Annotated in this window: 22 protein-coding genes and 1 pseudogene; 10 read left to right on the top strand and 13 right to left on the bottom strand. The window is 60.9% G+C overall.

The genetic code is table 11. The annotated features are described in order from the left end of the window. Window positions 1-179 precede the first annotated feature (179 nt). Window positions 180-1,478: a glucosamine inositolphosphorylceramide transferase family protein gene (locus NKH23_RS11695; RefSeq protein ID WP_502912341.1), complete on the top strand. Its 1,299-nt coding sequence runs from the start codon at window positions 180-182 to the stop codon at window positions 1,476-1,478. A 29-nt stretch (window positions 1,479-1,507) separates the two neighbouring features. Here NKH23_RS11695 and NKH23_RS11690 read toward each other — a convergent pair whose 3' ends face one another. Then, window positions 1,508-2,737: a VpsF family polysaccharide biosynthesis protein gene (locus NKH23_RS11690; RefSeq protein WP_352913968.1), complete on the bottom strand. Its 1,230-nt coding sequence runs from the start codon at window positions 2,735-2,737 to the stop codon at window positions 1,508-1,510. Between the two features lie 243 nt (window positions 2,738-2,980). Here NKH23_RS11690 and NKH23_RS11685 point away from each other — a divergent pair, with 243 nt between their 5' ends. After that, window positions 2,981-4,531 (top strand): GumC family protein, encoded by a 1,551-nt coding sequence (locus NKH23_RS11685; RefSeq protein WP_353034680.1) that lies wholly within the window; start codon window positions 2,981-2,983, stop codon window positions 4,529-4,531. Between the two features lie 8 nt (window positions 4,532-4,539). Further along, window positions 4,540-5,646, top strand: coding sequence for a glycosyltransferase (locus NKH23_RS11680; RefSeq protein ID WP_352913773.1), 1,107 nt, complete (start codon window positions 4,540-4,542; stop codon window positions 5,644-5,646). A gap of 93 nt (window positions 5,647-5,739) precedes the next feature. Here NKH23_RS11680 and NKH23_RS11675 read toward each other — a convergent pair whose 3' ends face one another. Further along, complete coding sequence (locus NKH23_RS11675) at window positions 5,740-6,600, bottom strand: alpha/beta hydrolase (protein WP_352913771.1); 861 nt, start codon at window positions 6,598-6,600, stop codon at window positions 5,740-5,742. 239 nt (window positions 6,601-6,839) lie between these two features. Between NKH23_RS11675 and minC the strand changes: the two genes are divergently transcribed. From minC to minE, 3 genes are read left to right on the top strand one after another with little or no spacing between them, the layout of a single operon-like run. Beyond that, entirely contained in the window at window positions 6,840-7,559 is a 720-nt protein-coding gene (gene minC / locus NKH23_RS11670) for a septum site-determining protein MinC (protein WP_353034678.1), read from the top strand. Between the two features lie 19 nt (window positions 7,560-7,578). Then, window positions 7,579-8,394: a septum site-determining protein MinD gene (gene minD, locus NKH23_RS11665; protein WP_254819515.1), complete on the top strand. Its 816-nt coding sequence runs from the start codon at window positions 7,579-7,581 to the stop codon at window positions 8,392-8,394. Further along, the gene (gene minE, locus NKH23_RS11660; RefSeq protein ID WP_023677151.1) at window positions 8,391-8,663 is read left to right on the top strand and encodes a cell division topological specificity factor MinE; all 273 of its coding nucleotides are present in this window, start codon (window positions 8,391-8,393) and stop codon (window positions 8,661-8,663) included. The genes minD and minE overlap by 4 nt, the downstream gene beginning before the upstream one ends. 181 nt (window positions 8,664-8,844) lie before the next feature. Here the strand turns inward: minE and NKH23_RS11655 are convergent, their stop codons facing one another. The 6 genes from NKH23_RS11655 to NKH23_RS11630 all read right to left on the bottom strand — a co-directional run bounded on the left by NKH23_RS11655 (window position 8,845) and on the right by NKH23_RS11630 (window position 15,805). Beyond that, entirely contained in the window at window positions 8,845-10,164 is a 1,320-nt protein-coding gene (locus NKH23_RS11655; RefSeq protein ID WP_352913769.1) for an ABC transporter substrate-binding protein, read from the bottom strand. 95 nt (window positions 10,165-10,259) lie between these two features. Continuing rightward, window positions 10,260-11,108 (bottom strand): carbohydrate ABC transporter permease, encoded by an 849-nt coding sequence (locus tag NKH23_RS11650; RefSeq protein ID WP_352467126.1) that lies wholly within the window; start codon window positions 11,106-11,108, stop codon window positions 10,260-10,262. Beyond that, window positions 11,105-12,022, bottom strand: coding sequence for a carbohydrate ABC transporter permease (locus NKH23_RS11645; RefSeq protein ID WP_502908344.1), 918 nt, complete (start codon window positions 12,020-12,022; stop codon window positions 11,105-11,107). Before NKH23_RS11645 ends, NKH23_RS11650 begins: the two co-directional genes overlap by 4 nt. A gap of 19 nt (window positions 12,023-12,041) precedes the next feature. After that, entirely contained in the window at window positions 12,042-13,133 is a 1,092-nt protein-coding gene (locus NKH23_RS11640) for an ABC transporter ATP-binding protein (RefSeq protein WP_352913764.1), read from the bottom strand. 49 nt (window positions 13,134-13,182) lie between these two features. After that, window positions 13,183-14,694, bottom strand: coding sequence for an arabinosylfuranosidase ArfA (gene arfA / locus NKH23_RS11635; RefSeq protein ID WP_352913761.1), 1,512 nt, complete (start codon window positions 14,692-14,694; stop codon window positions 13,183-13,185). Between the two features lie 184 nt (window positions 14,695-14,878). Next, window positions 14,879-15,805 (bottom strand): ArsR/SmtB family transcription factor, encoded by a 927-nt coding sequence (locus NKH23_RS11630; RefSeq protein ID WP_352455343.1) that lies wholly within the window; start codon window positions 15,803-15,805, stop codon window positions 14,879-14,881. Between the two features lie 249 nt (window positions 15,806-16,054). Between NKH23_RS11630 and NKH23_RS11625 the strand changes: the two genes are divergently transcribed. From NKH23_RS11625 to NKH23_RS11610, 4 genes are read left to right on the top strand one after another with little or no spacing between them, the layout of a single operon-like run. Then, complete coding sequence (locus NKH23_RS11625; RefSeq protein WP_352913756.1) at window positions 16,055-16,933, top strand: ABC transporter permease; 879 nt, start codon at window positions 16,055-16,057, stop codon at window positions 16,931-16,933. Then, window positions 16,930-17,751, top strand: coding sequence for an ABC transporter permease (locus NKH23_RS11620; RefSeq protein ID WP_352913754.1), 822 nt, complete (start codon window positions 16,930-16,932; stop codon window positions 17,749-17,751). The genes NKH23_RS11625 and NKH23_RS11620 overlap by 4 nt, the downstream gene beginning before the upstream one ends. 22 nt (window positions 17,752-17,773) lie before the next feature. Beyond that, window positions 17,774-18,916 (top strand): extracellular solute-binding protein, encoded by a 1,143-nt coding sequence (locus tag NKH23_RS11615; protein ID WP_352718041.1) that lies wholly within the window; start codon window positions 17,774-17,776, stop codon window positions 18,914-18,916. After that, window positions 18,909-20,084: an ABC transporter ATP-binding protein gene (locus tag NKH23_RS11610; protein ID WP_352718039.1), complete on the top strand. Its 1,176-nt coding sequence runs from the start codon at window positions 18,909-18,911 to the stop codon at window positions 20,082-20,084. Before NKH23_RS11615 ends, NKH23_RS11610 begins: the two co-directional genes overlap by 8 nt. Window positions 20,085-20,103: 19 nt before the next feature. On the opposite strand, the gene NKH23_RS11605 is transcribed toward NKH23_RS11610, so the two are convergent. The 5 genes and pseudogenes from NKH23_RS11605 to NKH23_RS11585 form a co-directional block, all read right to left on the bottom strand. After that, window positions 20,104-21,081: a branched-chain amino acid ABC transporter permease gene (locus NKH23_RS11605; RefSeq protein WP_353034675.1), complete on the bottom strand. Its 978-nt coding sequence runs from the start codon at window positions 21,079-21,081 to the stop codon at window positions 20,104-20,106. Window position 21,082: 1 nt separating this feature from the next. Next, the gene (locus NKH23_RS11600) at window positions 21,083-21,970 is read right to left on the bottom strand and encodes a branched-chain amino acid ABC transporter permease (RefSeq protein ID WP_352718036.1); all 888 of its coding nucleotides are present in this window, start codon (window positions 21,968-21,970) and stop codon (window positions 21,083-21,085) included. Between the two features lie 7 nt (window positions 21,971-21,977). After that, window positions 21,978-22,688, bottom strand: a complete 711-nt coding sequence (locus tag NKH23_RS11595; protein WP_352718035.1) for an ABC transporter ATP-binding protein — start codon at window positions 22,686-22,688, stop codon at window positions 21,978-21,980. After that, window positions 22,681-23,453: pseudogene (locus NKH23_RS11590) on the bottom strand (ABC transporter ATP-binding protein). Before NKH23_RS11590 ends, NKH23_RS11595 begins: the two are co-directional and overlap by 8 nt. A gap of 11 nt (window positions 23,454-23,464) precedes the next feature. Next, on the bottom strand, window positions 23,465-24,673 hold the full coding sequence (locus NKH23_RS11585) for an ABC transporter substrate-binding protein (protein WP_352913749.1): 1,209 nt from the start codon (window positions 24,671-24,673) through the stop codon (window positions 23,465-23,467). Between the last annotated feature and the right edge of the window lie 202 nt (window positions 24,674-24,875).

Genomic DNA, 24,875 nt, shown 5'->3' with positions numbered 1-24,875 from the left:
TCTATGGTAATAGTCTTGAAAAAGAATATATTGGATTGACTAATATTTTAATCATCGGCCACGCCAACGCATCCCGGCGCTGGGAAAATGAGCTTCTGGCGCGGTTGAGTGCGGCTGGACATGCGGTTTCGAGTAGGCGCGCGCCGACGCCTGAACCCAATTCGCGCGGGATGGATAATGTGCTGGCGCTCGAGGGCCGGCGCTTCGGCCCCTCACTGGCAAGCCGTTCCGGGCCGTTGCCGTCCGGCGATACCAGCCCAGTCGATCTTATAGTCGATCTCACCGCTACCGCCGCACGACGGGGTACGCCTGTCCTGACGCTCGAATTTTGCGGCCACAGCAGCTTTGCCGCGGGCATGACCGAGATGCTGGCGAGCAGGCGGTTGCCTGAACTCACCGCGCGCCTCGACGGCGTTGCCGTCGCCAGGGCACGGCCGATGATCAGCGACCGGTTGTGGCTGTCCCGCGGCAGCAACGACCTGCTCGCCGGCGCCATCTCCCTGATTGCCCAATGTGTCGCCCGCTTCTCCACGGGCAAACTTGCGCCGATTGCCGAGAGCCCGGCGCCGCCCCTGCAGAAAGGCGGATTTATCAGGCATTATCTGCCCTTTTTCGGCAGGGGATTGCTCGACCGCGCCGCGCAAAAACTGCGACGTGGTCGGCGTCCCTTCTATTGGCAGGTTGCTTACCGGCTGATCGACGGTCCAGGCGTCGCCGAAACCGGACAGCTGGATGGCAAGCCGTTCACCGTGCTTGCCGATGACGGGCAGCGATTCTACGCCGATCCGTTCGTTCTCGAGCGCGACGGCCGCCACTTTCTTTTTGTCGAGGAGTTCCCCTACGCCATCGGCCGCGGCGTGATTTCTGTCGCCGAACTTGGCACCGACGGCACTTTCGGCGTGCCGAAAATGGTGCTGGAGGAAGCGCATCACCTGTCATATCCGCAGGTGTTCGCTCACTCCGGCGAGATTTTCATGATCCCTGAAAGCGCTACGGCGCGAGAACTGGTGCTCTACCGTGCCGTGCAGTTTCCGGATCGCTGGGTACGCGATACGGTGCTGATGACGGACAGGGATTTCAACGACGCCACGCTGCTCGAATCCGACGGCCGCTTCTGGCTGTTGGGGACTGAGCGGTTCGGTCACGGCAGCGCATCCGACACGATGGCCGTCTATTCCGCTCCGGCGCTGCGTGGGCCCTGGGCTGCGCACGCGCTCAATCCGGTCGCCGTCGATCACTCGGCCACTCGGCCCGGCGGCGCCTTTATCCGCCAGGACGGCTCGCTGCTGCTGCCGGTGCAAAACGGCTCGAGAGCCTATGGCGGCGGCCTGGGCTTGATGCGACTGGATCGGCTTGATGATTTCGACGTCCGTTTCGAACTGCCCCACCCAATCGATCCCGGGACGGCATGGGCTCGGGCGGGCATTCACACGCTCAACCGCGCGGGACGTGTCGAGGTCGTGGACAGCGCCAGCTGACCGGATTTGAGGCCCGTGCTTAACGGATCTCAGCCGGCTTCAGGTTGGAATGCAGCGAGCGAAGACATGCTCTCCGGCTGGTTTCTGTAGGGCTGGTTCCTGTAGGCAAGCAGCAACACCACGATGATCGTCATATCCGGCGTTTTTGACGAAAGCGCGTTATTTGACAGCGCGGCAAGCAAGAACGTTAAAGTGCCGATCCATGCCGGCAGCGGCGCCCCGCGCAGCAGCCGGAAGACGAACCAGAAGATCAGCGCTGTAAACAGCAGGGCTATGGGCAGGCCGAAGAGCAAGATAATTACCACCGGCGCGCTTTCGATGTAGGGCAGATGCAGCTTCTGCCGGACGATCGCCAGCAGGTCGTCAACGTTCATGCCGAACAGGATGTCGTTCCAGCTGACCAGTCCGAATACCTGGTAAATCGTCACCCGGGCCATGAAGTTTTCGTCGAAGATGGTGTTGCTGAACCGATTCAGCAGACCACCCGCAAACAGTACTGCCACGAGCACCGCGCCACCCGTGACGGTGAACATCAGTACGACAGATTTGGCCTGCCGCTCGTATTTGAGCGATAGGCCCGGCCAGGGCACGAACAGCAGCAGAATGACGATTTCCGCCGTGGCGAGCATCAGCGCAGCGCGAGCGCCTGACGCAGCGCAACCGATGAACAACAGGAAGATCGCCATGACCCGCACCCAGATGCGCCAGTGCGTCAGCGGCACGAATCCGATGGTTGTGGCGCAGAGCGCGCCCAGTGCCAGCGGATGGGCCGACAGGCCAGTTGGCCTGAATTGCAGTTCGTTCAAGCCATAGGGCAACAACCGATGTTGAGTCACCGCCTCGATGGTGCCGATGACAGCGCTCAGGATCGCCATTCCAAGCACGACGTCTCCCAACGCCCGCCGCACCTCTGCATTCAATGCCAGCATCAACAGGCCTGTGGCGCCGGCTACCAGATAGGTATCGATGATGAAGCCGGAGGAGCCCGCACGGCCGGTAACGAACAGATAGGGCACCAGCACGAACATCAGCACCGAATAGCGGATCAACGCCTTGAATATTCCAATTTCGTCGCCGTGCAGCAGAAACGGCCGGCTGAAAAGAACGATAGGAAGCAGCAGGATGATCGCATAGGTGCCGAAATGCAGCTTTTCGTAGAACGAGCCTCCCTGGGCCGTATAGTCGACGACCATGTTCATCACCTGCGGCGACACCGTAAAGCGAAGCAGGAGCGCGAACGCCGCGCATAGGAAAAACAGCAGCGAAAGCGCGTTCTGACGGCGCGCTCGGCTGGACGATAATCGTTCCGAAGCGGCAGCGGGATAGCTCATGGCCCATCCAAATGGCGATATTCGAACGGCATTCTGGGCAACGAAATCCCTTCAACGTCCGCCGGACGGACCGGGTGTATGAACAGTAAAATGGGCCAACTTGGAAAATAAGATGTTAACGATGTTTCTGTAGAGCAGGCCAAGCGTAATGATTTAACAAGGGTTGTCACCATGTCTGCCGGTTCCGGCACACCCCCTATCTCCGCGACGGCCTCCAACAACAGTGCATTCGAGCGTATCGCCAGTGCACGGCGCAGGGCATTGCTGCAACAGCATGGCCCAGTCGCGGCGCTAAGCTCCGCGCCGGTGGCGCCGCAACCTCCAGAGCCTGTCGCAACGGTGACCCTGGACAAGATCGGCGATTTCCTCGAGCTCGATTTTCGACGCCTGTTCGTCTGGCTACGGGCCGGCCTCGCCCTGGCGTTCATGCTGGCGGTAATCGGCGGCATTGTCGGCGGCGCCTATGCATTGCTGAGCAAGCAGCGTTACACCGTCACGACGGAGGTCCTCATCAACCCATCCAATTTGCAGGTTGTAGAGAACGACCTCTACTCACAACCGGGCCAGGTCGATAGCCAGCTGCTCAGCACGCGCAGCAAGCAGCGCATCCTGACCTCGGGCAACGTGCTTTCCCGTGTGGTGGACGAACTGAATCTGACTCACGATCCGGAATTTTTCGATCCGGACCGGGGCACATCCTCGTCGGGCGCTGTGGCGAAGCCCGACCCGAGGCTTATCGCCTTGAAGAACCTGGCGGACCGGGTAGACGCCATCGCGGACCCGACCTCGTTTGTCACAACCCTCTCGGTATCTGCGGAAACCACCGCTAAGGCGATCCTGATCTCGCAGGCCATAGTCAAAGACTTCCAGGAAGAACTGGCCAAGGCCGAAGCTGCCGGCGCCAGCCGTGCCGCGGCTGCCCTTGACAGCCGGCTTGGCCAACTCAAGAGCGACGTGCAGACTGCCGAAGAGAAGGTCGAGAGCTACAAGCGCAGCCACGATCTGTCGTCCAGTAATGGCCAGCTCGTCAGTTCGCAGACGCTGACACAGCTCAATGGCGAAATCGTCGATGCGCAATCGCGCGTGATCGCCGCACAGGCAAGCTACGACGCCCTGGTTGCCTCCGGCATCAATGGAGCCAATCCCGACCCCACGGTTTCGGAAGCGCTCGCGGCGCTGCGCGACAGATCCAACAGCCTGCGGCAGCAGATCGATTCACAGTCGATGACCTTCGGCCCGCGTCATCCGACGATTGTCAGGCTCAGGACGGAGCTCGAGACCGTCAACTCGCAACTCCGGGCCGAGTTCTCTCGCACCGTCGGCACGGCAAAGGCCAGCCTGGACAAGGCCAGGGCCTCGCTGGCCTCTCTCAACGCCAGGATGAACGATCTGAAGAGCAACGTTTTCACCGACAGCGAGTCCGAAGTCGCCCTGCGTGAACTTGAACGCGATGCCGCCTCGAAGAGAGCCGTCTATGAGAGCTTCCTGTCACGTGCGCGCCAAATCAGCGAGCGCGAGCAGATCGACACCACAAACGTACAGGTGATTTCGACCGCGGTGCCGCCGCCAGGGCGCTCATGGCCACCGCGCCCTGCCCTGGTGGCAGGCGCCGGAGCGTTCGGAGGCTTTGCCCTGGGCATGCTACTGGCCATCGGCATGGGCATCATCCGCGACATGCGCCGGCCGCCGAACCGATCAGGCCTTGCCGCCAGCCGAGCCTGAAGCAAGGCATGGTGAAGCGCATCGTTTTTCACATTGCCAGCCTGAGGGGCGGCGGCGCCGAGCGTGTCTTCGTCCTGATGGCAAATGAACTGGCGTCGCGTGGCCACGAGGTCACGCTTTTTACCTGGAACGCGGAAGGCCCTAACGCCGCGCTGCGCTCCGCTGCCGTCCATCTGGTCGACTTCGGCCTTCTCTTGCGCGGCGAGGGTTACGCCAAGTCAGCGACGCTGAAAGGCATCGTGCGAAGCGCAAATTTGTTCCGCCGCCTTGATCCTGATGCGGTCTATAGCGCCCCGGAATTCGCCAATCTGGTGATCGCGCTGTCACTCATGTTGGCCAGAAGCCGGGCAAAATTCTTTCCAAGCTTCCACGCCGCCGCCTCGCTGCCTGCCAGCGGCCTCGGCGCGAGGCTGGCGATCTGGCTTTACGCGCTGGTTGCAGCGCGTGCAACCAAAGCCATCGCCGTTTCGGCGGGTGTCGGCCGTGACATCATCGCGCGCGGCTTCCCCGAATCCAAGGTCGTCGTCATCAACAACCCGCTGCCGCCGGCTGAAGCACCGCAGGGGACTTCCTATGCCTGGCAGGCAGCGTTGGCGGCGATGGGCGATGGCCCGGTCATTGCCACCGCCGGGCGCCTGGTGCCGGTCAAGGACCACCGGACTTTGCTGCGGGCCTTCGCTGCCCTGCGCGCCGGCCGCCCTGCCCGGCTTGTCATCTTCGGCGAAGGTCCGCTGGCTGCCGAATTGCACGCCTATGCCGAGCAGATCGGCATTGGCCAGGACGTACTCTTTGCCGGCTACGTCAACGATCCCGCAGCCTGTTATGCCGCAGCCGATCTGTTCGTCCTTACATCCACCAGCGAAGGCTTTGGCAACGTCTTGGTCGAGGCCATGGCTGCTAGTGTCCCCGTAATCTCCACCGATGCTCCGCATGGCCCGCGCGAGATACTCGGTGACGGCCGTTTCGGCACCTTGGTGCCGGTCGGTGACGCCGCAGCCCTGACGGAGGCGATGGCCGAGATGCTGGACCACCCCACCCCTGCTGCCGTGCTGAAAAGCAGGGCGGCGGATTTCACAGTCGACAAGATTGGCGATCAGTACGAAACCTTGCTCTAGTTGTCGCGCGCGGCAGCAGGGTCGCGGTTGGATGCGATCGACGTGGTCGGGCTTTGATTGCCGTAATCTCTTCACGGGCTGGGGCGCAACGATTCATCGTGAGGCGTTCCGTCGTTCCTTGAGTTGTTGGGCGAGGAAATCCTTGACCGAATCGAGAACCGCGTCCCGTTCATGAGATACGCCTGGCAGCAAATCGAAGCGCACGCGCGCACCCGCTGCCTCGAACGATCGACACAATGCCATGAGGCGTTCCGGCCGTGTTCGCCCCGCATCGTTAGCACCCGGCATCCAATGGGCGCTGCCTTGGACATGAGTGATTTCCCAAGTCTCCAGGTCGGCGTCGCCGACGATCATCTGGAAAGGCACTTTTGCCAGCGCTGTGGCATCGAAGGTGATGCCGAACTTCTCCGGCAGATCACGAATGCCCACCCACCAGTCACGCGTCGGATCGAGCAAGGTCACCGAGCCTGGCGCGCCGATTGAGGCCGCCCAGAGCCTGTCGGGATGCAGGATAGCAAAACGATGCGTGAAATGCCCGCCGCCGGAAAATCCGAACATGGCAAAGCGGCTCCAATCCTGACTGTATTTGGCGCTGACCTCCTCAACCATGGCGAGCAGCACCTGATCGTAGCGTATGTTGCCCTCGAGCATATATTTGTACCCGCTGCGGGCATCATCCCCGAGAACGCCGATTGGAAACAGCGGACACAAAACGGCGCAGCCGTTCCAGCGTCCGAACTCGGAAAACGCGTCGCGGAATCCAAGAAAAGAGGTGCGGCCGGTGCCATGGATGGCGACCATCAGATCGACTTTGGCCCCTTCCCCAACCGCGGGAGGCACATACAGGCAGTAGTGAAAGCGCGGGTCTAATTTGGAAGCAAAGATGGCCGTCCCGCCAAGATCATAGGTAGCACGACCGCGATCCGCGACCGACTTCTTGGCAATGGTAGTCAATTCGACGACTCCTTAGTAGGCTCGGCGTTCATGGCAATCGTATACCGGTCGGCCGACCTAGTGAACTGGAGACGCCTCCAGGCAGCCACGAGGAGAACCTCGTCGTGCATCGGAAGCAAGGCGCCGGCGGGGCGATCGGAGGCAAAAAGAATGCCTCCCCCAACGCCTCGGGAAGCCGCCATTAACTTTTCGTTAACCATGCCGGGCTAGCCTTAACCAATCAGTAAGGACTCGCCTCTGTGACCTGCGTCGCTCCCATCCAAAACAAGTCCATACGCTTTCGAGCGCGCTCGTTTGTAGCCTTCACCCTCACCCCTGAGGCCCCTTTAGGGGAATGGCTGCAAAGCCTCGATCACTGGACCGAAAACTCTCCCGGCTTCTTTGCCGGCCGTCCGGTCGTGCTCGATCTGACTATGCTCAAGCCCGAGGTGGGCGAGATGCGGGATCTGGTCTCCCAGCTCGCAGAGCGCGGGATTCGCATCTACGCGATCGAGGCCGATGGCAACGTTGCTCTCGACGCCGATCTGCCGCCGCTCCTCGTTGGCGCCAAGGAGGCCATCGCTGACGCGCTTTACGTGCAGCCGGACCCGAAGGCCGCCACTGAGGCCAAGACGGAAGAGCCGCAGGCGCCGAACTCATTGATGATCAAGGCACCGATCCGCTCCGGCCAGTCGATCTTTCATCCCGATGGCGATGTGGTCATTGTCGGCTCCGTCAGTTCCGGATCCGAGATCATCGCCGGAGGATCGATTCACGTCTACGGCACGCTGCGTGGACGTGCGTTCGCCGGCGCCACGGGAAATTCCGCGGCTCGCATCTTTTGCCGGAAAAACGAAGCCGAACTTCTGGCGGTGGACGGCTGGTACCGCACCGCCGAGGAGATGGACGCCTCCTCGCGAGGAAGGCCGGTACAGGCCTTTCTCGAGGACGGCGCACTTTGCGTCGCACCGCTCAACTAACAACATTGGAGGCACAAATATGGGCAAGGTAGTGGTTGTCACATCCGGCAAAGGGGGTGTCGGCAAGACGACCTCGACGGCCGCTCTCGGCGCCGCGGTCGCGAAAACCGGCAAGCGGGTGGCCCTCGTCGATTTCGACGTCGGCCTGCGCAACCTCGATCTGATCATGGGCGCCGAGCGGCGCGTTGTTTTCGATATCGTCAACGTCATTCAGGGAACCGCCAAGCTCTCGCAGGCGCTGATCCGTGACAAGCGACTCGAAACGCTGTTCTTGCTGCCGGCCTCGCAAACGCGCGACAAGGACGCTCTCACCGAGGAAGGCGTCGCCGATGTCATCGACAAGCTGCGCTCGGTTTTCGACTACGTCTTCTGCGACAGCCCCGCCGGCATAGAGCGGGGCGCGCAACTTGCCATGCGCTTTGCCGACGAGGCGGTAATCGTCACCAATCCGGAAGTGAGCTCGGTCCGCGATTCCGATCGCATCATCGGCCTGCTCGACTCCAGGACGATGAAAGCCGAGCAAGGTGAATCGATTGCCAAACACGTGCTCGTCACGCGCTACGATGCTGCGCGCGCCGCCCGCGGCGAGATGCTCAGCATCGATGACGTGCTCGAGATCCTGTCGACGCCCTTGCTGGGAATAATTCCCGAGAGCCAGGACGTGCTGCGCGCATCCAATGTGGGCGCGCCGGTTACGCTCAGCGAAAACACCAACCCCGCCGCACGCGCCTATATCGACGCGGCAAGAAGACTCGAGGGCGAGGACCTGCCGGTCATTCTGCCTTTCGAGCGGAGGGGCCTCCTCGACCGGCTGTTGGGAAGGAGGGCAGCATGAACCTGCTCGATATCTTCAAGCGCCGCGGCAGCGCGCCCGTGGCGCGCGAGCGCTTGCAACTGCTGTTGGCTTACGAGCGTCGAAGCCGCAACCAGCCCGATCTCGTCTCCGTGCTGCGCGAGGAGATCATGGCGGTGATCGCCCGGCATGTTCAGGTCGATCAGGATTTCCTGCAGGTGAGCATGGATCACGGCGAAACGACTTCGAGATTGGAGATCGACATCCAGATCCCCAACAAGGTCGCAATGCCCATGGCCGCGGCGTTCTAGCGGAATCCTTCAGTCAGGGCTTGCGTCGGCTGCTGCCGAGGTTGCGGCATGGTGGTTGGCGTGTTTGACCGGTCGCCACCGCCAAGTCGCGCAACTCGAGGATAATAACCACTGCCTCACCAAAACCCCGCGGCCGTTTCCAGCCGCGGGGCGCCTTGGGAGGGCCTTTCGAAACCCGTGGTCAGATGTTGGCGAGCAATTCGTTGACGCGACTTTCCATGTCGGCAAGGGCGGTGTCGACGTCCTTCTGGCCGCTGATTGCTGCACTCATCTCTTCGCCGATGATGTCCTGGATCGCAAACTGACGCTGTACGGCGGACGGCAGCGGCTTGCCGAGGTCGGCGACCGCAGAGATCGTGTTGCGATGCGGCAGGGCCTTGAAGGCGTCCGAGGTGATGACGGCCTTATAGGCCGGCAGGTGACCGGTGCGCGACCACTCAAAGTCGTTGTCGGCGAAGAACTTCAGGAATTTGCCGATCGCCGCGATCTGTTCAGGCGTGCGGTCTTTCTGCGAAACGGCCCAGGTGTGGCCGTCGGCATATTGCGCGTGGGCGCCGCCAAACAGCTGCGGATACGGATAGACCGCATAGCCGCCCTTATTGAGCGCCGTACCCTTGGTCTCGGACTGGGCGTTGTAATCGCCGACCACCCAGGTGCCGTTAAGGTGGACACCACCCTCGCCGGCAAGGAAGGCGTTGATCGAGCCGCCATAATCGAGATCCTTGGTGGTGTAGCCCTTCTCGAAGATCGCCTTGTACATCTCGACGACCTTCTTGGCTTCCGGCGTATTCAACTTCACATGCTTCGGATCCGCAAAGAAATCGGAATCCTGCTGGAAAAGATAAGTGTAGAGGTTGCGTGTGTAGAGTGCGGTCTCATTGGCCAGGTTCTGGACGAAATAAGGCTTGCCCGTCTTCTGCTTGAACTGTTCGGCCTGGGCGAGCAGTTCCTCGGGCGACTTTGGAAAAATCGGCGTGCCATCGGCATTGACGAGGCCGGCTTGTTTGAAAAGATCCATGTTGACGTGATAGAGCATCGTCCAGCTGTCGATCGGCAGGCCATAGATCTTGCTGTCTTTGGTGGCGCCATTGCGCGCCGCGTCGGTGAAGGCGTCGGGTGTCAGGCCGACTGACTTCAAGAGATCGTCGAGCGGCATCAACAGGCCCTTCGACTGATAATCCGACAGTACGGATTCATGGATCGTGACGATGTCCGGAGCGTCGCCTGAAGCGAACTGCGCGGTCAGCTGATCATAGCCGGGCCATTCCACGGTGGTGACGTTGACATGGACATCGGGATTGTCGGCGTTGAACTTGTTGATCAGCGAGGTGATGATGCCGCATTCGCCAACGGCCTTGGTGGGATCGGTGTTGGTGCCGAAATCGGCATCGCAGGCGCCGAAAAAGCGCTGCACGCTCAGTTCCGTGGCCGCGAAGCTTGGAGCTGCGAGCATCATTGCGCCCGCAGAGACTGCGGCAAACAGGATTTTCTTCAGTTTCATATCAGTTCCTCCTACTGAGTTTCCGCCGCTCCACCCTGGATTGGCTTTCGTGCTTCAATTGCTGCGCATTCCCCCCGGCCGTCAGGCAATCTTCGTTATCTCACCGCAGCGCCGGAGACCGCCGTGACGATGTATTTCTGGAAGAACAGGTAGACGATCAGGATCGGTGCACCGGCAAACACCGCCTGCGCCATCAGGAAGCCGATGCCTTCGGACTGGGCGAAGTTGGTCTGGGTCGAGGCCATGCCGACCGTCAGCGTGAACATGTCCTTCCTCGTCGCCGAAATCAGGGGCCAGAAATAATCGTTCCATGCGCCGAGAAAGGTAAAGATGCCGAGCGTTGCCTGCGCAGGCAGCGTGAGCGGCAGAAGCACCTTCCAGAAAATCCTGAGCCGGCTGGCGTTATCGAGCATGGCGGCTTCGTCCAGCTCCTTCGGGATGGCTTTGAAATACTGGGTCATCAGGAAGACGCCGAACGGAGCCGAAAGGCCCGGCAGAATGAGCCCTTGATAGGTGTTGTGGAACTTCAGCATGCTGAAGATCTGATGACGGGCGACGAGCACGGCCTGTTCCGGGACCGCCAGGCCGAAGAGCACAATCACGAACAGCACGTCTCGGCCGGGGAAATTCAGCCGTGCAAAGCCGTAGCCGGCGAGCGACGACAGGATCAACGTGCCGAGCGTCAATCCGCCCGAGACGATGATGCTGTTGCGCACCCAGATGAACACCGACGAGGTGCCGACGGTGTTGATGTAGTTCTTCAGCGTATAGGGCGCGTGAAACACCGAATTCGGATCGGCCATCAGCTCCGTATTGTCCTTGAGCGACAGGCCGATCACCCACAGAACCGGCGCGATCATGACGATCGAAAGCAGGATGACGAGGGCTAATAGCACATGGTCGCCAAATGCCCGTCCCTTGATGGAAGTGGCTGGAGCGCTCATGCTTGGTCTCCCCTGCTGCGTGTCACCAGGTACTGGGCCATGGCCGCGATCAGGATGAGGATGAACAGGATTTCCGATGCCGCGGCACCCAGGCCGAGATCCCAGCGACGGAATGCGGTATCGTAGATGTAGAGCACGATCGGCTTGGTCAGGTTGTTCGGACCGCCGCGCGTCATCAGCCAGGCTTGGCCGAACAGCTGGAATTGCAGCACGATCTGGATGATGATCACCAGGATGAAGGTCCGCTTGATCGACGGCAGCGTGATCGAGCGTAGCGTCTGCCAGCGATTGGCATTGTCCAGGGCTGCCGCCTCGTAAATATCCTGCGGAATCTGCTGGAGCGCCGAGAGAAAGAGCATCATCGGCAGGCCGATGCACCACCAGATGGTGGCAATGGCGATGCCGATCATGGCCAGGCTGGGATCGGAAATGAAGGCCGGGGCCGTTGCGCCGAACCATCCGTAGATCGTCGACAACAGGCCGACATTCGGAATGAAGACGATGCGCCAGATCAGCGTGACGATGGTGACCGACAGCACCGAGGAGGAAAAGAACAGCGTCCGCAAAACCGCGGCAGTGCGCGTGCGGCGGTTGAGGCAAAGCGCCAGGAAAAGGCCGATCAGCGCCAGCGTCGGCACCGTCAGAAGCACGAAGTAGAAGGTGTTCCAGATCGATTGCAGGAAGACCTTGTCGTGATACAGCCTGGCGTAATTGCCGAGACCGACAAAATTTCCGGACGAGAACGTGTCGGCCTTGTGGAAACTCAGCCACATCCCCCAGAGCAGCGGGAAGAGCAGCAGCGTGGTGAAGAAGAACAAGAATGGCGCAACGAAAATGAAATTTCGCCATTGCGGCGCATAGATGTCGGCGGTAGGGGCTCTGACGCCGACAGCAAGCGTCGCGGTCGGGGACATCGCCAGCCGGTCAGCCATCTCAGGCCTCCCTCGCATGCCAGGCGCGGCCGGTCTCGTTGAACAGATGCGATTTCTGGCCGTCGAAGGCGAGCCCGATTCTGTCGCCGACGGCGACGCGGCTGTTGCCGGAATCCGAGCCGACGATCTGCTGGCCATCGCCCAGCCGCGCGTAGATCAGGGTGCGTTCGCCGAGCCGCTCGAGCACATCGACGACGCCGTCGGCATTGCCCTGTCCGGCCGCAACGATGCGCACGTCTTCTGAACGGATGCCGAAAGTGTAGTTGCCGTCGGTCAGTTGGCTGGAGGCGATCTCGGTCTGCACCGAGACGCCGTCCGCAAACCTGGCCGTGGCGTTCTCGCCGGATTTGTCGAGCGTCGCATCGACGAAGTTCATCGCCGGCGCGCCGACGAAACCCGCGACGAATTTGGTCGCCGGGCGCTCGTAGATCTCCATCGGGGTACCGATCTGGTCGATCTTGCGATTGTTCATGACGACGATGCGGTCGGCCAGCGTCATTGCCTCGACCTGGTCGTGGGTGACGAAGATCATCGTCGATTGCAGCCGCTGGTGAAGCTGGGCAAGCTCGATGCGGGTACGGGTGCGCAACGCCGCATCGAGATTGGAGAGCGGCTCGTCGAACAGAAAGGCCTTCGGCTCCTTGACGATCGCACGGCCGATGGCGACGCGCTGGCGCTGACCGCCGGAGAGCTGGCCCGGCTTGCGATCGAGCAGATGCGGCATTTCCAGGATGCGGGCGGCTTCGTTGATGCGCGCCTCGATGACCTTGCCTGGTACGCCGATATTCGCAAGCCCGAAGGCCATGTTGTCGCGCACCGTCATATGCGGATAAAGCGCATAGGACTGGAACACCATCGCAATGCCGCGCTTGCCCGGCGGCAAATGATCGATGCGCTCGTTGTTGATGGCAATCTCGCCGCTATCGACAGCTTCGAGCCCGGCGATCATTCGAAGAAGCGTCGATTTTCCGCAACCGGACGGCCCTAGGAACACGATGAATTCGCGTGCCCTTATGGAGAGCGACAGATGCTCCAGCACCGTCATGGCACCGAACTGCTTGCTCACGTTCCTGATCTCGATATCGGCCGTCACGTCGACGCTCCTCCTCAGCGTTTGCGCTTTCTCGATGATCCGCCTGAACTCAGAGCCTCAGGCGTATGACCTGGTAGGAATAGGCCGGCAGCGACAGGCTCAGCTTGCCGCCGACGAGCGAGGCGCCCTCACCCTTCCTGGGGCCGACATTGCCAGGGTTTTCGGCCGAATTGACGGCTTTCAGATCGGCGTGTGCCATCACCTGGTGATCGACGATCTCCGCCGCGCCGAAGCCGGTGAGGTCGACCACTGTTTCGATTGCCTCGCTCGAATGGCGGTTGACGGCAAAGAAGGTGACGTGGCCGGTTTGCCTGTCGTGCACGCCGGCAACATCGACATAGGCGACGTCGCCCGCAACGGCGGATTTGTAGGTCGGGCTTTCCACCTTGAGATCCAGCGCATTGCCGCGGCCATAGCTAGAAGCAAACAGATAGGGATAAAAAATCGTCTGCCGCCATGCCGGGCCATTCGGAACGGTCATGATCGGCGCGATGACATTGACCAGTTGTGCCAGGCAGGCGATCTTGACGACATCGGAACGGCGGATGAAGGTGTTGAGGATCAGGCCGACCTGCAGCACATCCTCGAAATTATAGATGTCTTCGAGCAACGGCGGGGCGAACGGCCAACCGTCGCTGCCGCCGAGTATTTTCTTGTCCTGCTCCTTGGAATGGTACCAGACGTTCCATTCGTCGAACGAGATGTAGACCTGCTTGTTGGAGCGCTTCTTGGCCTTGATATAGTCGATGACGCCGGCGACCGAGACAATGTAGCCGTCGAGCTTTTCGCTCATGGCGAGATAGTTCGGAGCGTCGTTGGCTTCGTTGTCGAAATACATGTGCAGCGAGATGTAGTCGACCTCGTTGTAGGTATGGTCGAGAACCGTCGCTTCCCATTCAGGGTAGGTCGGCATCTTGGCATTCGAGGAGCCGCAGACCACCAGCTCGAGTGACTTGGAGAAGGCGCGCATGGCCTTGGCCGTCTCATGCGCCAGGCGGCCATACTCGTCCGCGGTCTTGTGGCCGATCTGCCAGGGGCCATCCATTTCATTGCCGAGGCACCAGAGCTTGACGTCGAACGGCTCCTTGCGGCCGTTGGCGATGCGCTTGTCGCTCCATTTACTGCCGCCGGGATGGTTGGCGTACTCCAGAAGGTTGCGGGCTTCGTCGAGGCCGCGCGAACCGAGATTGACGGCAAGCATCATCTCGGTGTTGGCGCAGGTGCACCAATCGGCAAATTCATGCAGGCCGACTTCGTTGCTTTCCGATGTGTGCCAGGCAAGGTCGAGGCGGACTGGGCGCTGTTCCTTGGGGCCAATGCCGTCTTCCCAATTGTAGGCCGAGACGAAATTGCCGCCGGGATAGCGGACGATCGGAACATTGAGTTCCCTGACGAGATCGATGACGTCCTGACGCATGCCGTTGGCGTCCGCTGTCGGATGGCCGGGCTCATAGATGCCGGTGTAAACTGCCCGCCCCAGATGCTCGATGAAGGATCCGTAGAGCCTCGGATCGATTTCCGAGACAACATAATGCGGATGAGCCGTAACGGCTGCCTTCATGCATTCCTCCCATCGATATCACAAACGATGATTTAAATCATCTTGCCCGATATCAAAGCGGGATTGGCAGCCCTTCGTCAAGCCAAAATACCCAAATGTAGGACAATTAGACGAACGCTTTGGCACAGCAGAAAGCTAGCTAATTGAAATTGCTAAGTTATCTTCAGAACCCGGTTTCATGATATCAACCAGTTTTGATCCTGAGCAGGATGTCCTGATCGTAATTTCCAAAGCCCTTGCCGAAAATGTTGATCCCGCCGGGGCGCTTGGCGTCGTCCTTGACGCCGATACGGACGCGGATTGAATGATGGCTCTTCAGATCGAGTGCGGCGAGGCCGGTTTCGGAAATCCTGAGGCCGTCGACATAGGTGCCGTCATTGGCAATTCGCCAGTTCTTCAACTTGCCGTATTGCGAGCCCTTGAGCTTCCACCAGGAGGGCGTGAAGACGCCGCGCTTGTCGCCGAAATCCCCCGGCGACGTCCAGGTGCCGACATCGACACCATTGATTGTCAGCGTAATGTCCGAGGGCCAATCGGCGCTGGTGCCCGGCACTTCCGAGGACAGCTCTATCGCCACTTCGAGTCCGGTGATCTCGGCATTGGCGAGCTTGGCATTGTTGGGGAACTGGTATTCGACAAAACCGCGCGTGAACCATAGCAGACCGGCTTTCATGCGGTCCGGATCGAGGAAAGTGTTGGGAACATCGAGCAGACCGATGATGCCGTCCGGCGAGCAAAGGCCGCAGGGCGCGGTAACCTCGAAGCCGGTGTAAAGCCCGATCGGCATCGACACTTCGATCGCGTCGTTCTTGACCGCACGATATTCGCTCTTGAACACGACGAGCACTTCTTCGGCCGTCGGATAACAGATTTTCTGACTGCCTTTCTTCGCTTTCAGATTCTCGGTGCGGATCAGCCCCGCATCCTCCAGCACCTGGATGTTTGTCGAGACGGTCGACTGCGGCAGCGACAGCACGGCGGCGATTTCGTTGACATTCATCGGCCCCTTCTCATGCAGCAGTTTCAGCATCGAGATACGCGCCGAGGAGGCAAGCCCCTTGAGCACGGCAATGCCTTCCTCAGGTTCAATCACCAGAAAATTGCGACTCATGAAATTGCCCGGCCCATGTAAAATCTATATCCGAAATTAGCCTGTATATCGGGAAATCTGATTTAATCAATGTGCAGGCGGAACGCCGGGCAATTTGTTGAATCCGGCAGGGCGAGGGTCGCGCGGTGGCCCTGCACAGAATTTGTGCAGGAGCCATATGCAGAGTGGACACCTGAACGCCGATCGCCCAATCTAGTCCGGAGCCGAGCCCGGTGATGGCGGCTTGCACATAAAGCGGTTGGACGGGTCGTGACCAAAGGGTGGAAATTATACGATCAGCGACTGGCCTGGGTCCTCGTCGCGCCTGTGCTTTTACTGCTTACCCTGCTCCTGCTGCTGCCGATCGCGATGATGACGGTCTACACGTTTTTCACCTTCGTCACCGCGGGGGTGGAGTCGGCGGTGCTGACCTTCGACAACTGGAAGGAATTCCTCACCGACAGTTACTATCACGGTTTTCTTTGGAAGACCGTTCGCGTCGGCGCCATCACCGCTGTGATCTGCGCGATCCTTGGTTATTTCCCCGCCTATTTCATCTGGGCCACGACCTTCAGGCACAAATGGCTGCTGTTGCTGCTGCTCATCGTGCCGTTCTGGATCAGCTTCACCATCCGGACGTTCTCGTGGATCCACATCCTCGGCGAACAGGGGCTGATCAACGTCCTGCTCATCAGGCTGGGCGTCATCAACGAGCCGTTGCCGATGCTCTACACCGAGGGCGCCGTCATCATGGGGCTGCTGCATTTTCTGCTGCCCTATATGATCCTGAACGTCTATGTCAGCCTGGAAAGCATCGACCGCACGCTGATCGCCGCCGCCCGCTCGATGGGCTGCACCAGCGCGCAGGCGTTCCGCGAAGTGACCCTGCCGCTGTCGATGCCGGGGCTGGGCGCCGGGCTGCTGCTCTGCTTCGTGCTGGCGGCCGGCTCCTATGTGACGCCGCAGCTGCTCGGCGGAAGCCGCGACGCGCTGTTCGGCAACTTGATCTACGACACCATCATGGGGCAGCTCAACTGGCCGATGGGCGCAACGCTTTCCATCGTCCTGTTCGTCCTGCTCGGCGCGGCCGCGGCCGCTTACAGCCGCTATATGGGCCTGTCGCAGATCATGAAGGGTCTCAGTGCATGAGAGCGGATCATCCCGATCGCGAAGGCAAATGGGCGTGGCGGCTGACCGGCGCGATCACGGTGTGCGTCTATGTCTTCATGTTCGCGCCGATCATCGCCACGGTCGTGCTTTCCTTCAACGCCTCGATGTTCGGCGGCTTTCCCCTCACCGGCTTCAGCCTGCGATGGTATGAGAAGCTGCTCACCAACGAGCCGGTTCTCGACGCCTTCCGGACATCGATGTGGATTGCCCTGGTGACGGCGACGGTGACGACGCTGCTCGGCATCATGGCGGCATTGGCGCTGGTGCGCTTCGAGTTCCGTGGCAAGCAGGCGATCAACACGCTTGTCATTCTTCCCGCGCTGGTCCCCGAAACGATACTCGGCGTCGGCCTGCTGGTCATGATCAAAGCCGTCGACCAGCCGCGCAGTATGACGCTTCTGGTGCTCGGCCACATTCTGCTCACGCTCCCCTACGTGGTGCTGATCGTCCAGGCGCGCATGGTCGGCATTAAACGTTCCTATGAGGAGGCGGCACTGTCGCTCGGAGCGCCGCGTGTGTCGACATTCCGCGAAATCACGCTGCCGCTGCTCATTCCCGCAGTGCTTGCCAGTGTTCTGCTCGCTTTCACCATTTCGTTCGACAACACCTCGGCCAGCCTGTTCTGGCGGCCGGCGGGCGTCGAGACCATGCCGACGCAAATCCTTTCGATGCTGAAGATCTCGATCAGCCCCGAGGTGAACGCGCTCGGAACCGTCATGATCCTTTTGACGGTCGGCATTCCCTTGGCTGGCGGGCTCATCCTGCAAAGCCTGACCTGGTTCAAGGCAGGCAAGTGAAAATGAAAATGGGAGAATGGAAATGAAACTGACAACCACCAAACGACTGGAGAGGCTCAACGAACGCTATGCCAATGGCGACATCAGCCGGCGATCATTCCTGACGCTGACGGCCGCCGCTGCCGCCGCCACCGGGCTTTCCCTGCCCTGGATGGGACGGGCGCTGGCCGCGGTTTCGGAAGTGCGCTTCGACGGATGGGGCGGCGTGGTGCAGGAGGCGATCGACAAGTACGCGTTCCAGCCTTACACCGCCAAGTCCAAGGTCAAGGTCGTCCAGGGCACCTTTGGCGACGAGAACGAGATCATCACCAAAATCAAGACCTCGAAACCAGGCGACTTCCAGATCGTCCATTCTTCCGGCGTCAACTACTACATCAAATACGTCAATGGCGGTTTCAATTCGGAGATCAACGAGGCGAACATTCCAAACATGGCGAATGTGCTGACCGCCATGATCGAGCCGTTCCGCAAGATCACGCCGAAGCTGTCGGCAGTGCCATATGATTACGGCACCACCGGCATCGCCTACAACAACAAGGTCATCTCGCCGGAGGAAGCCAAAGAAAAGGGCGCCAACCTGCTTACCGACACGAAATATGCCGGCAAGATCGGCGGCTACGCCGATATGACGACGCGCGTCTGGTATGCGGCGCTGCAGACGAAACAGGACCCCAACAACATCCAGGATATGGATGCGGTCTGGGCCAGGGTTCGCGAGACCCGCGACCTGGCCAAGAAATTCTGGAGTTCCGGCGCGGAACTCATGGACCTCCTGTCGCGCAACGAGATCGTCGTCACCGACGCCTGGTCAGGACGTGTCGCCGCCCTGCAGCAGCAGGGCCAGCCGATCGGCTATCTCGACCCTGCCGGCTCATACGCATGGATGGAGGACATGCTGGTGCTCAAGGGATCGCCCATGGCCGAATGCGAGGAGTTGATCAACTTCATGCTGGATCCGGCCACGTCGATCGCCGTCGCCGAGGGCCAGAACTATCCGCCGTCCCTTGACCCCACCAAGGTGAAGCTGACCGATAAGATCGCCGCGCTTCCGGCCTTCGACCCGACCGGATCGATGAAGTCGCTGACCTTCGCCGATCCGCTCTACTGGGCGAAGAACGAAGACGCCTGGACCAAGCAGTGGGACAGGGTGTCGAAAGGTGCATGACGACAACAGCCACGACCATCAGCCCCGGCCGGCTTCGGCCGGGGCTGCTGGCGACCCGCTCGCCCAGAGCGAGCGGCAGCCGATAGGAAAGCCTGCGGTCGAGTTTCGCGACATTGATATTTTCTACGGCAAGTTCGCCGCTGTGCGCGATTTTTCACTGGCGATCCGCAAAGGTAGTTTCGTCACCTTGCTGGGGCCGTCCGGGTGCGGCAAGACGACGATCCTGCGATCGATCGCGGGCCTGGTCGACATCTCCAGTGGCCAGATCTCGATCGGCGGAAAGCGGGTCGACGACATCCCGATCTACAAGCGCAACATTGGTCTGGTGTTCCAGAACTACGCGCTCTTTCCGCACAAGAACGTCTTCGACAACGTCGCATTCGGCCTGAAATACCGAAACGTGCCGAAACCGGAAATCGTGCGCCGGGTCAAGAAGGCGCTGGATATGGTGCGGCTGCCCGGCAGTGAGACAAAGCTGCCCTCACAGCTTTCGGGCGGCCAGCAGCAACGCATCGCACTGGCCCGCGCCATCGTCTTCGAGCCGGAAGTACTGCTGCTGGACGAGCCCTTGTCGGCGCTCGACGCCAATATGCGCGAGGACATGCGCGTCGAGATCAAGAAAATCCAGAGGGAGACGGGCATCACCGCTATCTTCGTGACGCACGACCAGGAAGAAGCCTTGTCGATGTCCGACCACATCGTCGTGATGAACGCCGGCCTGATCGAGCAGATCGGCTCCCCCGCGCAGGTCTATGACCGGCCGGCCACCGCATTCGTCGCCAATTTCCTTGGCAAGGCCAACATGCTGCCCGGCAGCGTGACGGTGATGGACGGCAAGATGGCGATGATCGCGCTGGCCAGCGGCCATGTCGTAAAGGTGGCCGCGCCGAAGGCGCTCGCGACCGGCAGCGCGGTCACCGTCGTCGTTCGCCCGCAGAAGCTTACCGTCGGTACCGCCGGTGCTGCCAACAGGCTGGCGGGACGGATCGTCTCGACCTCCTATCTCGGCGGCAATGCGGTCTACGAGATCGACATCGGCGCCGGCACGCAGGTGCGCGCCAACACGTTGATCGACGGCCAGCCGCTGCGTGAAGGCGAAACGGTCGATGTCTGCTTCGACCCGCTGGGCTGCGTGCTTCTCGACGCGCAAGGCTTACGCATCGCCTAGCGAGGCGGAACTGAGCCGTTCAGTCTTTCGCGTCACCCTTTGGCCCGAGAAACCGCGCATAGACCTCACCGACAATACCGCGCCGGAAAACCAGCACGCAGACCATGAAGGTCAGGCCGGTGGCGATGGTCACCGGAAAACTCGAGGTGGCGAGCGTGTTTTCCAGGCCGACGACCAGACTGGCGCCGATGATCGGCCCGACCATAGTGCCGATGCCGCCGAGGAGCGTCATCAGAATCACCTCGCCCGACATCTGCCAGGTGACGTCGGTGAGCGTGGCAAACTGAAAAACGATCGCCTTGAGCGCGCCGGCCAGCCCGGCCAATGTCGCCGACATGACGAATGCCGCCAGCTTGTAATTGGCAACGGAATAGCCGAGCGAAATGGCCCGGCTCTCGTTTTCCCGGATGGAACGCAGGATCATGCCGAAAGGCGAGTTGATGATGCGCCAGATGGCGAACACGCCGATCAGGAAGACTGCCAGCACGAAATAATAGATGTTGATCGATACGTTCAGGTCGAGCATTCCAAGCAGCTTGCCACGCGGCACGCCCTGGATGCCGTCCTCACCTCCGGTGAACGGCGCCTGCACGCAGAAGAAGAAGAACATCTGCGACAGCGCCAGCGTGATCATGGCGAAATAGATGCCTTGCCGGCGGATGGCAAAGAAGCCCATCACAAGGCCGAGCAGCGCGGCTCCCAGGACACCGAGCAGGATGCCCGCTTCCGGCGGCCAGCCCCAGACCTTGACCGCGTATGCGGTGAGATAGGCCGCCCCGCCGAAGAATGTCGCATGGCCGAAGGACAACAGCCCGGTGTAGCCGAGCAGAAGGTTGAACGCGCAGGCAAACAGCGCAAAGCACAGCATCTTCATCAGGAAGATCGGATAGACGAAGAAAGGCGCCACCAGCAGCGCCAGGATGCCGAGCCCCACCAGCGTCCATGCAAGCCATACCGAACTTTTGACGCGCGTCTCGCGAAGTGAGAGTTCGGCCATCTCAGGCATCCCTTCCGAACAGGCCGGCTGGCCGGACCAGAAGCACGATCGCCATGATGACGAAGACCACCAGATTGGAGGCTTCGGGATAGAAAACCTTGGTCAGGCCTTCGGCGAGGCCAAGCATGTAACCGGTGACGATCGCCCCGAGGATCGATCCCATGCCGCCGACCACGACGACGGCGAAGACGACGATGATGAGGTCAGATCCCATCAGCGGGCTCACCTGATAGATCGGCGCGGCGAGAACCCCCGCAAGCCCGGCAAGAGCGGCGCCGAGGCCGTAGGTGAGAGTCAGCAGCAACGGCACGTTGACGCCGAAAGCCTGCACCAGGCCGGGGTTCTCCGTTGCCGCGCGCAGATAGGAGCCCAGTCTGGTCTTCTCGATCAGCGCCCAGGTGACGAAACAGACGATCATCGAGGCGACCACCACCCAGCCGCGGTAATTAGGCAGGAACATGAAGCCGAGATTGGTTCCCCCGGAGAGCAGCGGCGGCACGGAATAAGGACTTCCCGATACGCCATAGTAGTAACGGAACACCCCTTCGAGCACGAGCGCGAGGCCAAAGGTGAAAAGCAGCCCGTAGAGCGGGTCGATGTCGTAAAGCCTCGAAAGCGCCAGGCGCTCGACCACGACGCCGAAGCAGCCGACGATCAGCGGCGACAGGATCAGAGCCGGCCAGTAGCCGATGCCGAACCGGGTGAGAAGCAGGTACCCGATGAAGGCGCCGAGCATATAGAGCGCGCCGTGGGCGAAATTGATGACGCGCAACAGGCCGAATATGACAGCCAGGCCCAGGCTCAACATTGCGTAGAACGAGCCGTTGATGAGGCCGACCAGCAACTGGCCGAGGAAAGCCTGAACGGGTATTCCGAAGATCATCGTCATGGCGCCATCATACACCCAGCACTTCATGCAGCAGCGTCATACGATCCGGCAGTTCGCCGACGGGAAAACCCGCCACGACCTTGCCGTGCTCCATCAGGTAGAAACGGTCGGTGACGCGGCTGGCAAAGCGGAAATTCTGCTCGACCAGCAGGATCGTCATGCCGCGCTTTTTCATCGTCGCCAGCACGTCGCCGATGCGCTGCACGATGACGGGAGCCAGTCCCTCGGTCGGCTCATCGAGAAGCAGCATTTTCACGCCGGTCCGCAGCATGCGCGCGATCGCCAGCATCTGCTGTTCGCCGCCCGACAGCCTGGTGCCGGGGCTGTTGCGTCGCTCCTTCAGATTGGGGAAGAGATCGAATATTTCCTCCACGCTCATGCCGCCCTCAGCGACGATCGGCGGCAAGACCAAATTCTCGTCCACGGTCAATGTTGCGAAGATGCCGCGTTCCTCCGGCACCAGGCCAATGCCTTGATGCGCGGTCCGGTGCAACGGCAGGCGCATCAGATCCTTGTCGTCGAAAAAAATCTGGCCGGTTCGCTGGCGGATCAGCCCGATAATGGCGCGCAATGTCGTGGTCTTGCCGACGCCGTTGCGCCCCAGCAACGTCACCGTTTCACCTGGAAAGACGTCCAGGTCGACGCCGTGCAGCGCATGGCTCTCGCCATACCAGGCGTTGAGGCCGCGGACTGCGAGAAGCGGCGCGGCGTCACTCATCGGCGGTGCCCATATAGGCGATCCTCACCCGCTCGTCGCGGCTGACCGTGGCGTAGTCGCCGGCGGCAAGGATTTCGCCGCGCTGCATGACGGTTATCCAGTCGCAAAGATCGGCTACAACAGTCAAATTGTGCTCGACCATCAGCACCGAGCGCTCCTTGGCGACCGAGCGGATGATGTCGGAAACCGTGCGCACATCCTCATGCCCCATGCCGGCCATCGGCTCGTCGAGCAGCAGCACTTTCGGGTCGAGCGCCAGCGTCGTGGCGATCTCGAGCACGCGTTTCCTGCCATAGGAGAGATCGGCGGCGGGCCTGTTCTTGGCATCGTCGAGGCCGACCGACCGCAAAAGCTCCTCGGCGCGCGGCGTCAATCGATCGAGCGCAGACAGCGAGCGCCAGAACTGAACGCTGAGCCCGCCCGGCCGCTGCAGCGCAACGCGCACATGTCGAGCACGCTGAGATGTGGAAACACCGCCGAGATCTGGAACGAGCGCACCAGGCCCATCCGCGCGACCTTGGCTGGCGAGGTGCGGGTGATGTCGTGGCCGAGCAGTTCGATCCTGCCGCTGGTCGGCGGCAGGAACTTGGTGAGCAGGTTGAAGACGGTGGTCTTGCCGGCGCCGTTGGGCCCGATCAGCGCGTGGATGTTGCCGTGGTAGAGGTCGAGATCGACATTCCTGACCGCAACGAAACCGGCGAAGTCGCGCCGCAGGCCTCGGGCGGAAAGCACCACCCGCGGCTCACTCGGTTCGGGCGGTTCCATCGGTCCGCCAATCACTCGCCGGCGGTGGGACAGCCGCTCTCCTTGGGGCTCAGAAACGCCTCGTTACCGGGGATCGTGGCGAGCGGTTTGTAATAGTCCCACTCCTTGGTGCTCTCGCTCGGCGACTTGACCTGATAAAGATACATGTCGTGAACCATGTTGCCGTCGGCCTGCACTTTGCCGTTTGCCGTAAAGACGTCGTTCACTGGCATCGCATGCAATTCCTTGGCGACCGCCTCGGTTCCGTCGGTGCCGGCTTTGTCGATCGCCTTTAAATACTGGGTCACCGCCGAATAGGTGGCGGCCTGGATCATATTCGGCATGCGGTTGGTGCGCTTGAAGAACCGCTGGGCGAACTCGCGGCTCTTGTCGTCGCGATCCCAGTAGAAACCTTCGGTCAGCACCACGCCTTGCGCCGCCTCGAGGCCGAGCCCATGCACCTCGGCCAGCGTGAACAGAAGTGCTGCAAGCCGCTGACCGCCCTGCACGATACCGAATTCGGCCGCTTGCTTGGTCGAGTTGGAGGTGTCGAGGCCAGCATTCGCCAGGCCGATGACCTTGGCGCCCGACGATTGCGCCTGCAGCAGGAAGGATGAATAGTCGGTCGAGCCGAGCGGGTAACGCACCTCGCCAACCACCTTGCCGCCATGGCTCTCGACGAACTTTGCGGTCTGCTCCTTCAGCGAATAGCCGAATGCATAATCGACTGTGACGAAGAACCAGCTGTCGCCGCCTTGCTGGACGAGAGCGCCACCGGTCCCCACTGCCTGCGAATGCGTGTCGTAGGCCCAGTGGAAGCCATAGGGCGAGCACTGTTTGCCGGTAAGCTCGGTGGTCGCGGCGCCGGTGACGATGTCGATTTTCTTCTTTTCCTTGGAAATCCCTTGGACGGCGAGCGCCACCGAGGACGTTGTTAGTTCCATGATGGAATCGACCTGTTCGGTGTCATACCACTGCCGCGCAATGTTGGAGGCGATGTCCGGCTTGTTCTGGTGGTCGGCGCTGACGATCTCGACCGGCGCACCTTGCACCTTGCCGCCGAAATCCTCGACCGCCATCTTGGCGGCCTCGACCGACCACTTGCCGCCGAAATCTGCATAGACGCCCGACTGGTCGTTGAGAATGCCGATCTTGACCTTGCCGTCGGAAACCTCGGCGGCTGCGGCAGGCATCGCAGTCGCTGCAAGAAGCGCGGCCGAGACCAGGTACGATATCTTCATTGGTGACTTCCTCCCTTATGATCGACAACCGAGCAACATATCGGCGGCTGCCTGCTGCGGCACGAAAGAGTGGCCTCCCACTTTCCATCCTCTCCGGCGCAAAATCACGCAGCGCTCTACGGCCGCTTATGCCCGTCCCTCAAATCGTAGCATCGCTCGGCAACGCGAGAACAGTTACTTTAGTATTAGGCATTTGCGATGC

This window comes from Mesorhizobium sp. M1328 (genome assembly GCF_040318075.1).
In the GTDB taxonomy this organism is placed as follows: domain Bacteria; phylum Pseudomonadota; class Alphaproteobacteria; order Rhizobiales; family Rhizobiaceae; genus Mesorhizobium.
The sequence above is the reverse complement of the archived record's forward strand: the minus strand, read 5'-3'. Positions and strand labels throughout refer to the sequence as shown.

What these genes read in the sequence shown, in the direction of transcription:
- NKH23_RS11615 (WP_352718041.1), top strand. Translation starts at nt 17,774, where the DNA reads ATGAAACTGACAACCACCAAACGACTGGAGAGGCTCAACGAACGCTAT.
- NKH23_RS11655 (WP_352913769.1), bottom strand. Translation starts at nt 10,164, where the DNA reads ATGAAACTGAAGAAAATCCTGTTTGCCGCAGTCTCTGCGGGCGCAATG.
- NKH23_RS11595 (WP_352718035.1), bottom strand. Translation starts at nt 22,688, where the DNA reads ATGAGTGACGCCGCGCCGCTTCTCGCAGTCCGCGGCCTCAACGCCTGG.
- NKH23_RS11685 (WP_353034680.1), top strand. Translation starts at nt 2,981, where the DNA reads ATGTCTGCCGGTTCCGGCACACCCCCTATCTCCGCGACGGCCTCCAAC.
- NKH23_RS11645 (WP_502908344.1), bottom strand. Translation starts at nt 12,022, where the DNA reads ATGTCCCCGACCGCGACGCTTGCTGTCGGCGTCAGAGCCCCTACCGCC.
- NKH23_RS11680 (WP_352913773.1), top strand. Translation starts at nt 4,540, where the DNA reads ATGGTGAAGCGCATCGTTTTTCACATTGCCAGCCTGAGGGGCGGCGGC.
- NKH23_RS11630 (WP_352455343.1), bottom strand. Translation starts at nt 15,805, where the DNA reads ATGAGTCGCAATTTTCTGGTGATTGAACCTGAGGAAGGCATTGCCGTG.
- NKH23_RS11585 (WP_352913749.1), bottom strand. Translation starts at nt 24,673, where the DNA reads ATGAAGATATCGTACCTGGTCTCGGCCGCGCTTCTTGCAGCGACTGCG.
- NKH23_RS11600 (WP_352718036.1), bottom strand. Translation starts at nt 21,970, where the DNA reads ATGACGATGATCTTCGGAATACCCGTTCAGGCTTTCCTCGGCCAGTTG.
- minE (WP_023677151.1), top strand. Translation starts at nt 8,391, where the DNA reads ATGAACCTGCTCGATATCTTCAAGCGCCGCGGCAGCGCGCCCGTGGCG.
- NKH23_RS11620 (WP_352913754.1), top strand. Translation starts at nt 16,930, where the DNA reads ATGAGAGCGGATCATCCCGATCGCGAAGGCAAATGGGCGTGGCGGCTG.
- NKH23_RS11650 (WP_352467126.1), bottom strand. Translation starts at nt 11,108, where the DNA reads ATGAGCGCTCCAGCCACTTCCATCAAGGGACGGGCATTTGGCGACCAT.
- arfA (WP_352913761.1), bottom strand. Translation starts at nt 14,694, where the DNA reads ATGAAGGCAGCCGTTACGGCTCATCCGCATTATGTTGTCTCGGAAATC.
- NKH23_RS11605 (WP_353034675.1), bottom strand. Translation starts at nt 21,081, where the DNA reads ATGGCCGAACTCTCACTTCGCGAGACGCGCGTCAAAAGTTCGGTATGG.
- minD (WP_254819515.1), top strand. Translation starts at nt 7,579, where the DNA reads ATGGGCAAGGTAGTGGTTGTCACATCCGGCAAAGGGGGTGTCGGCAAG.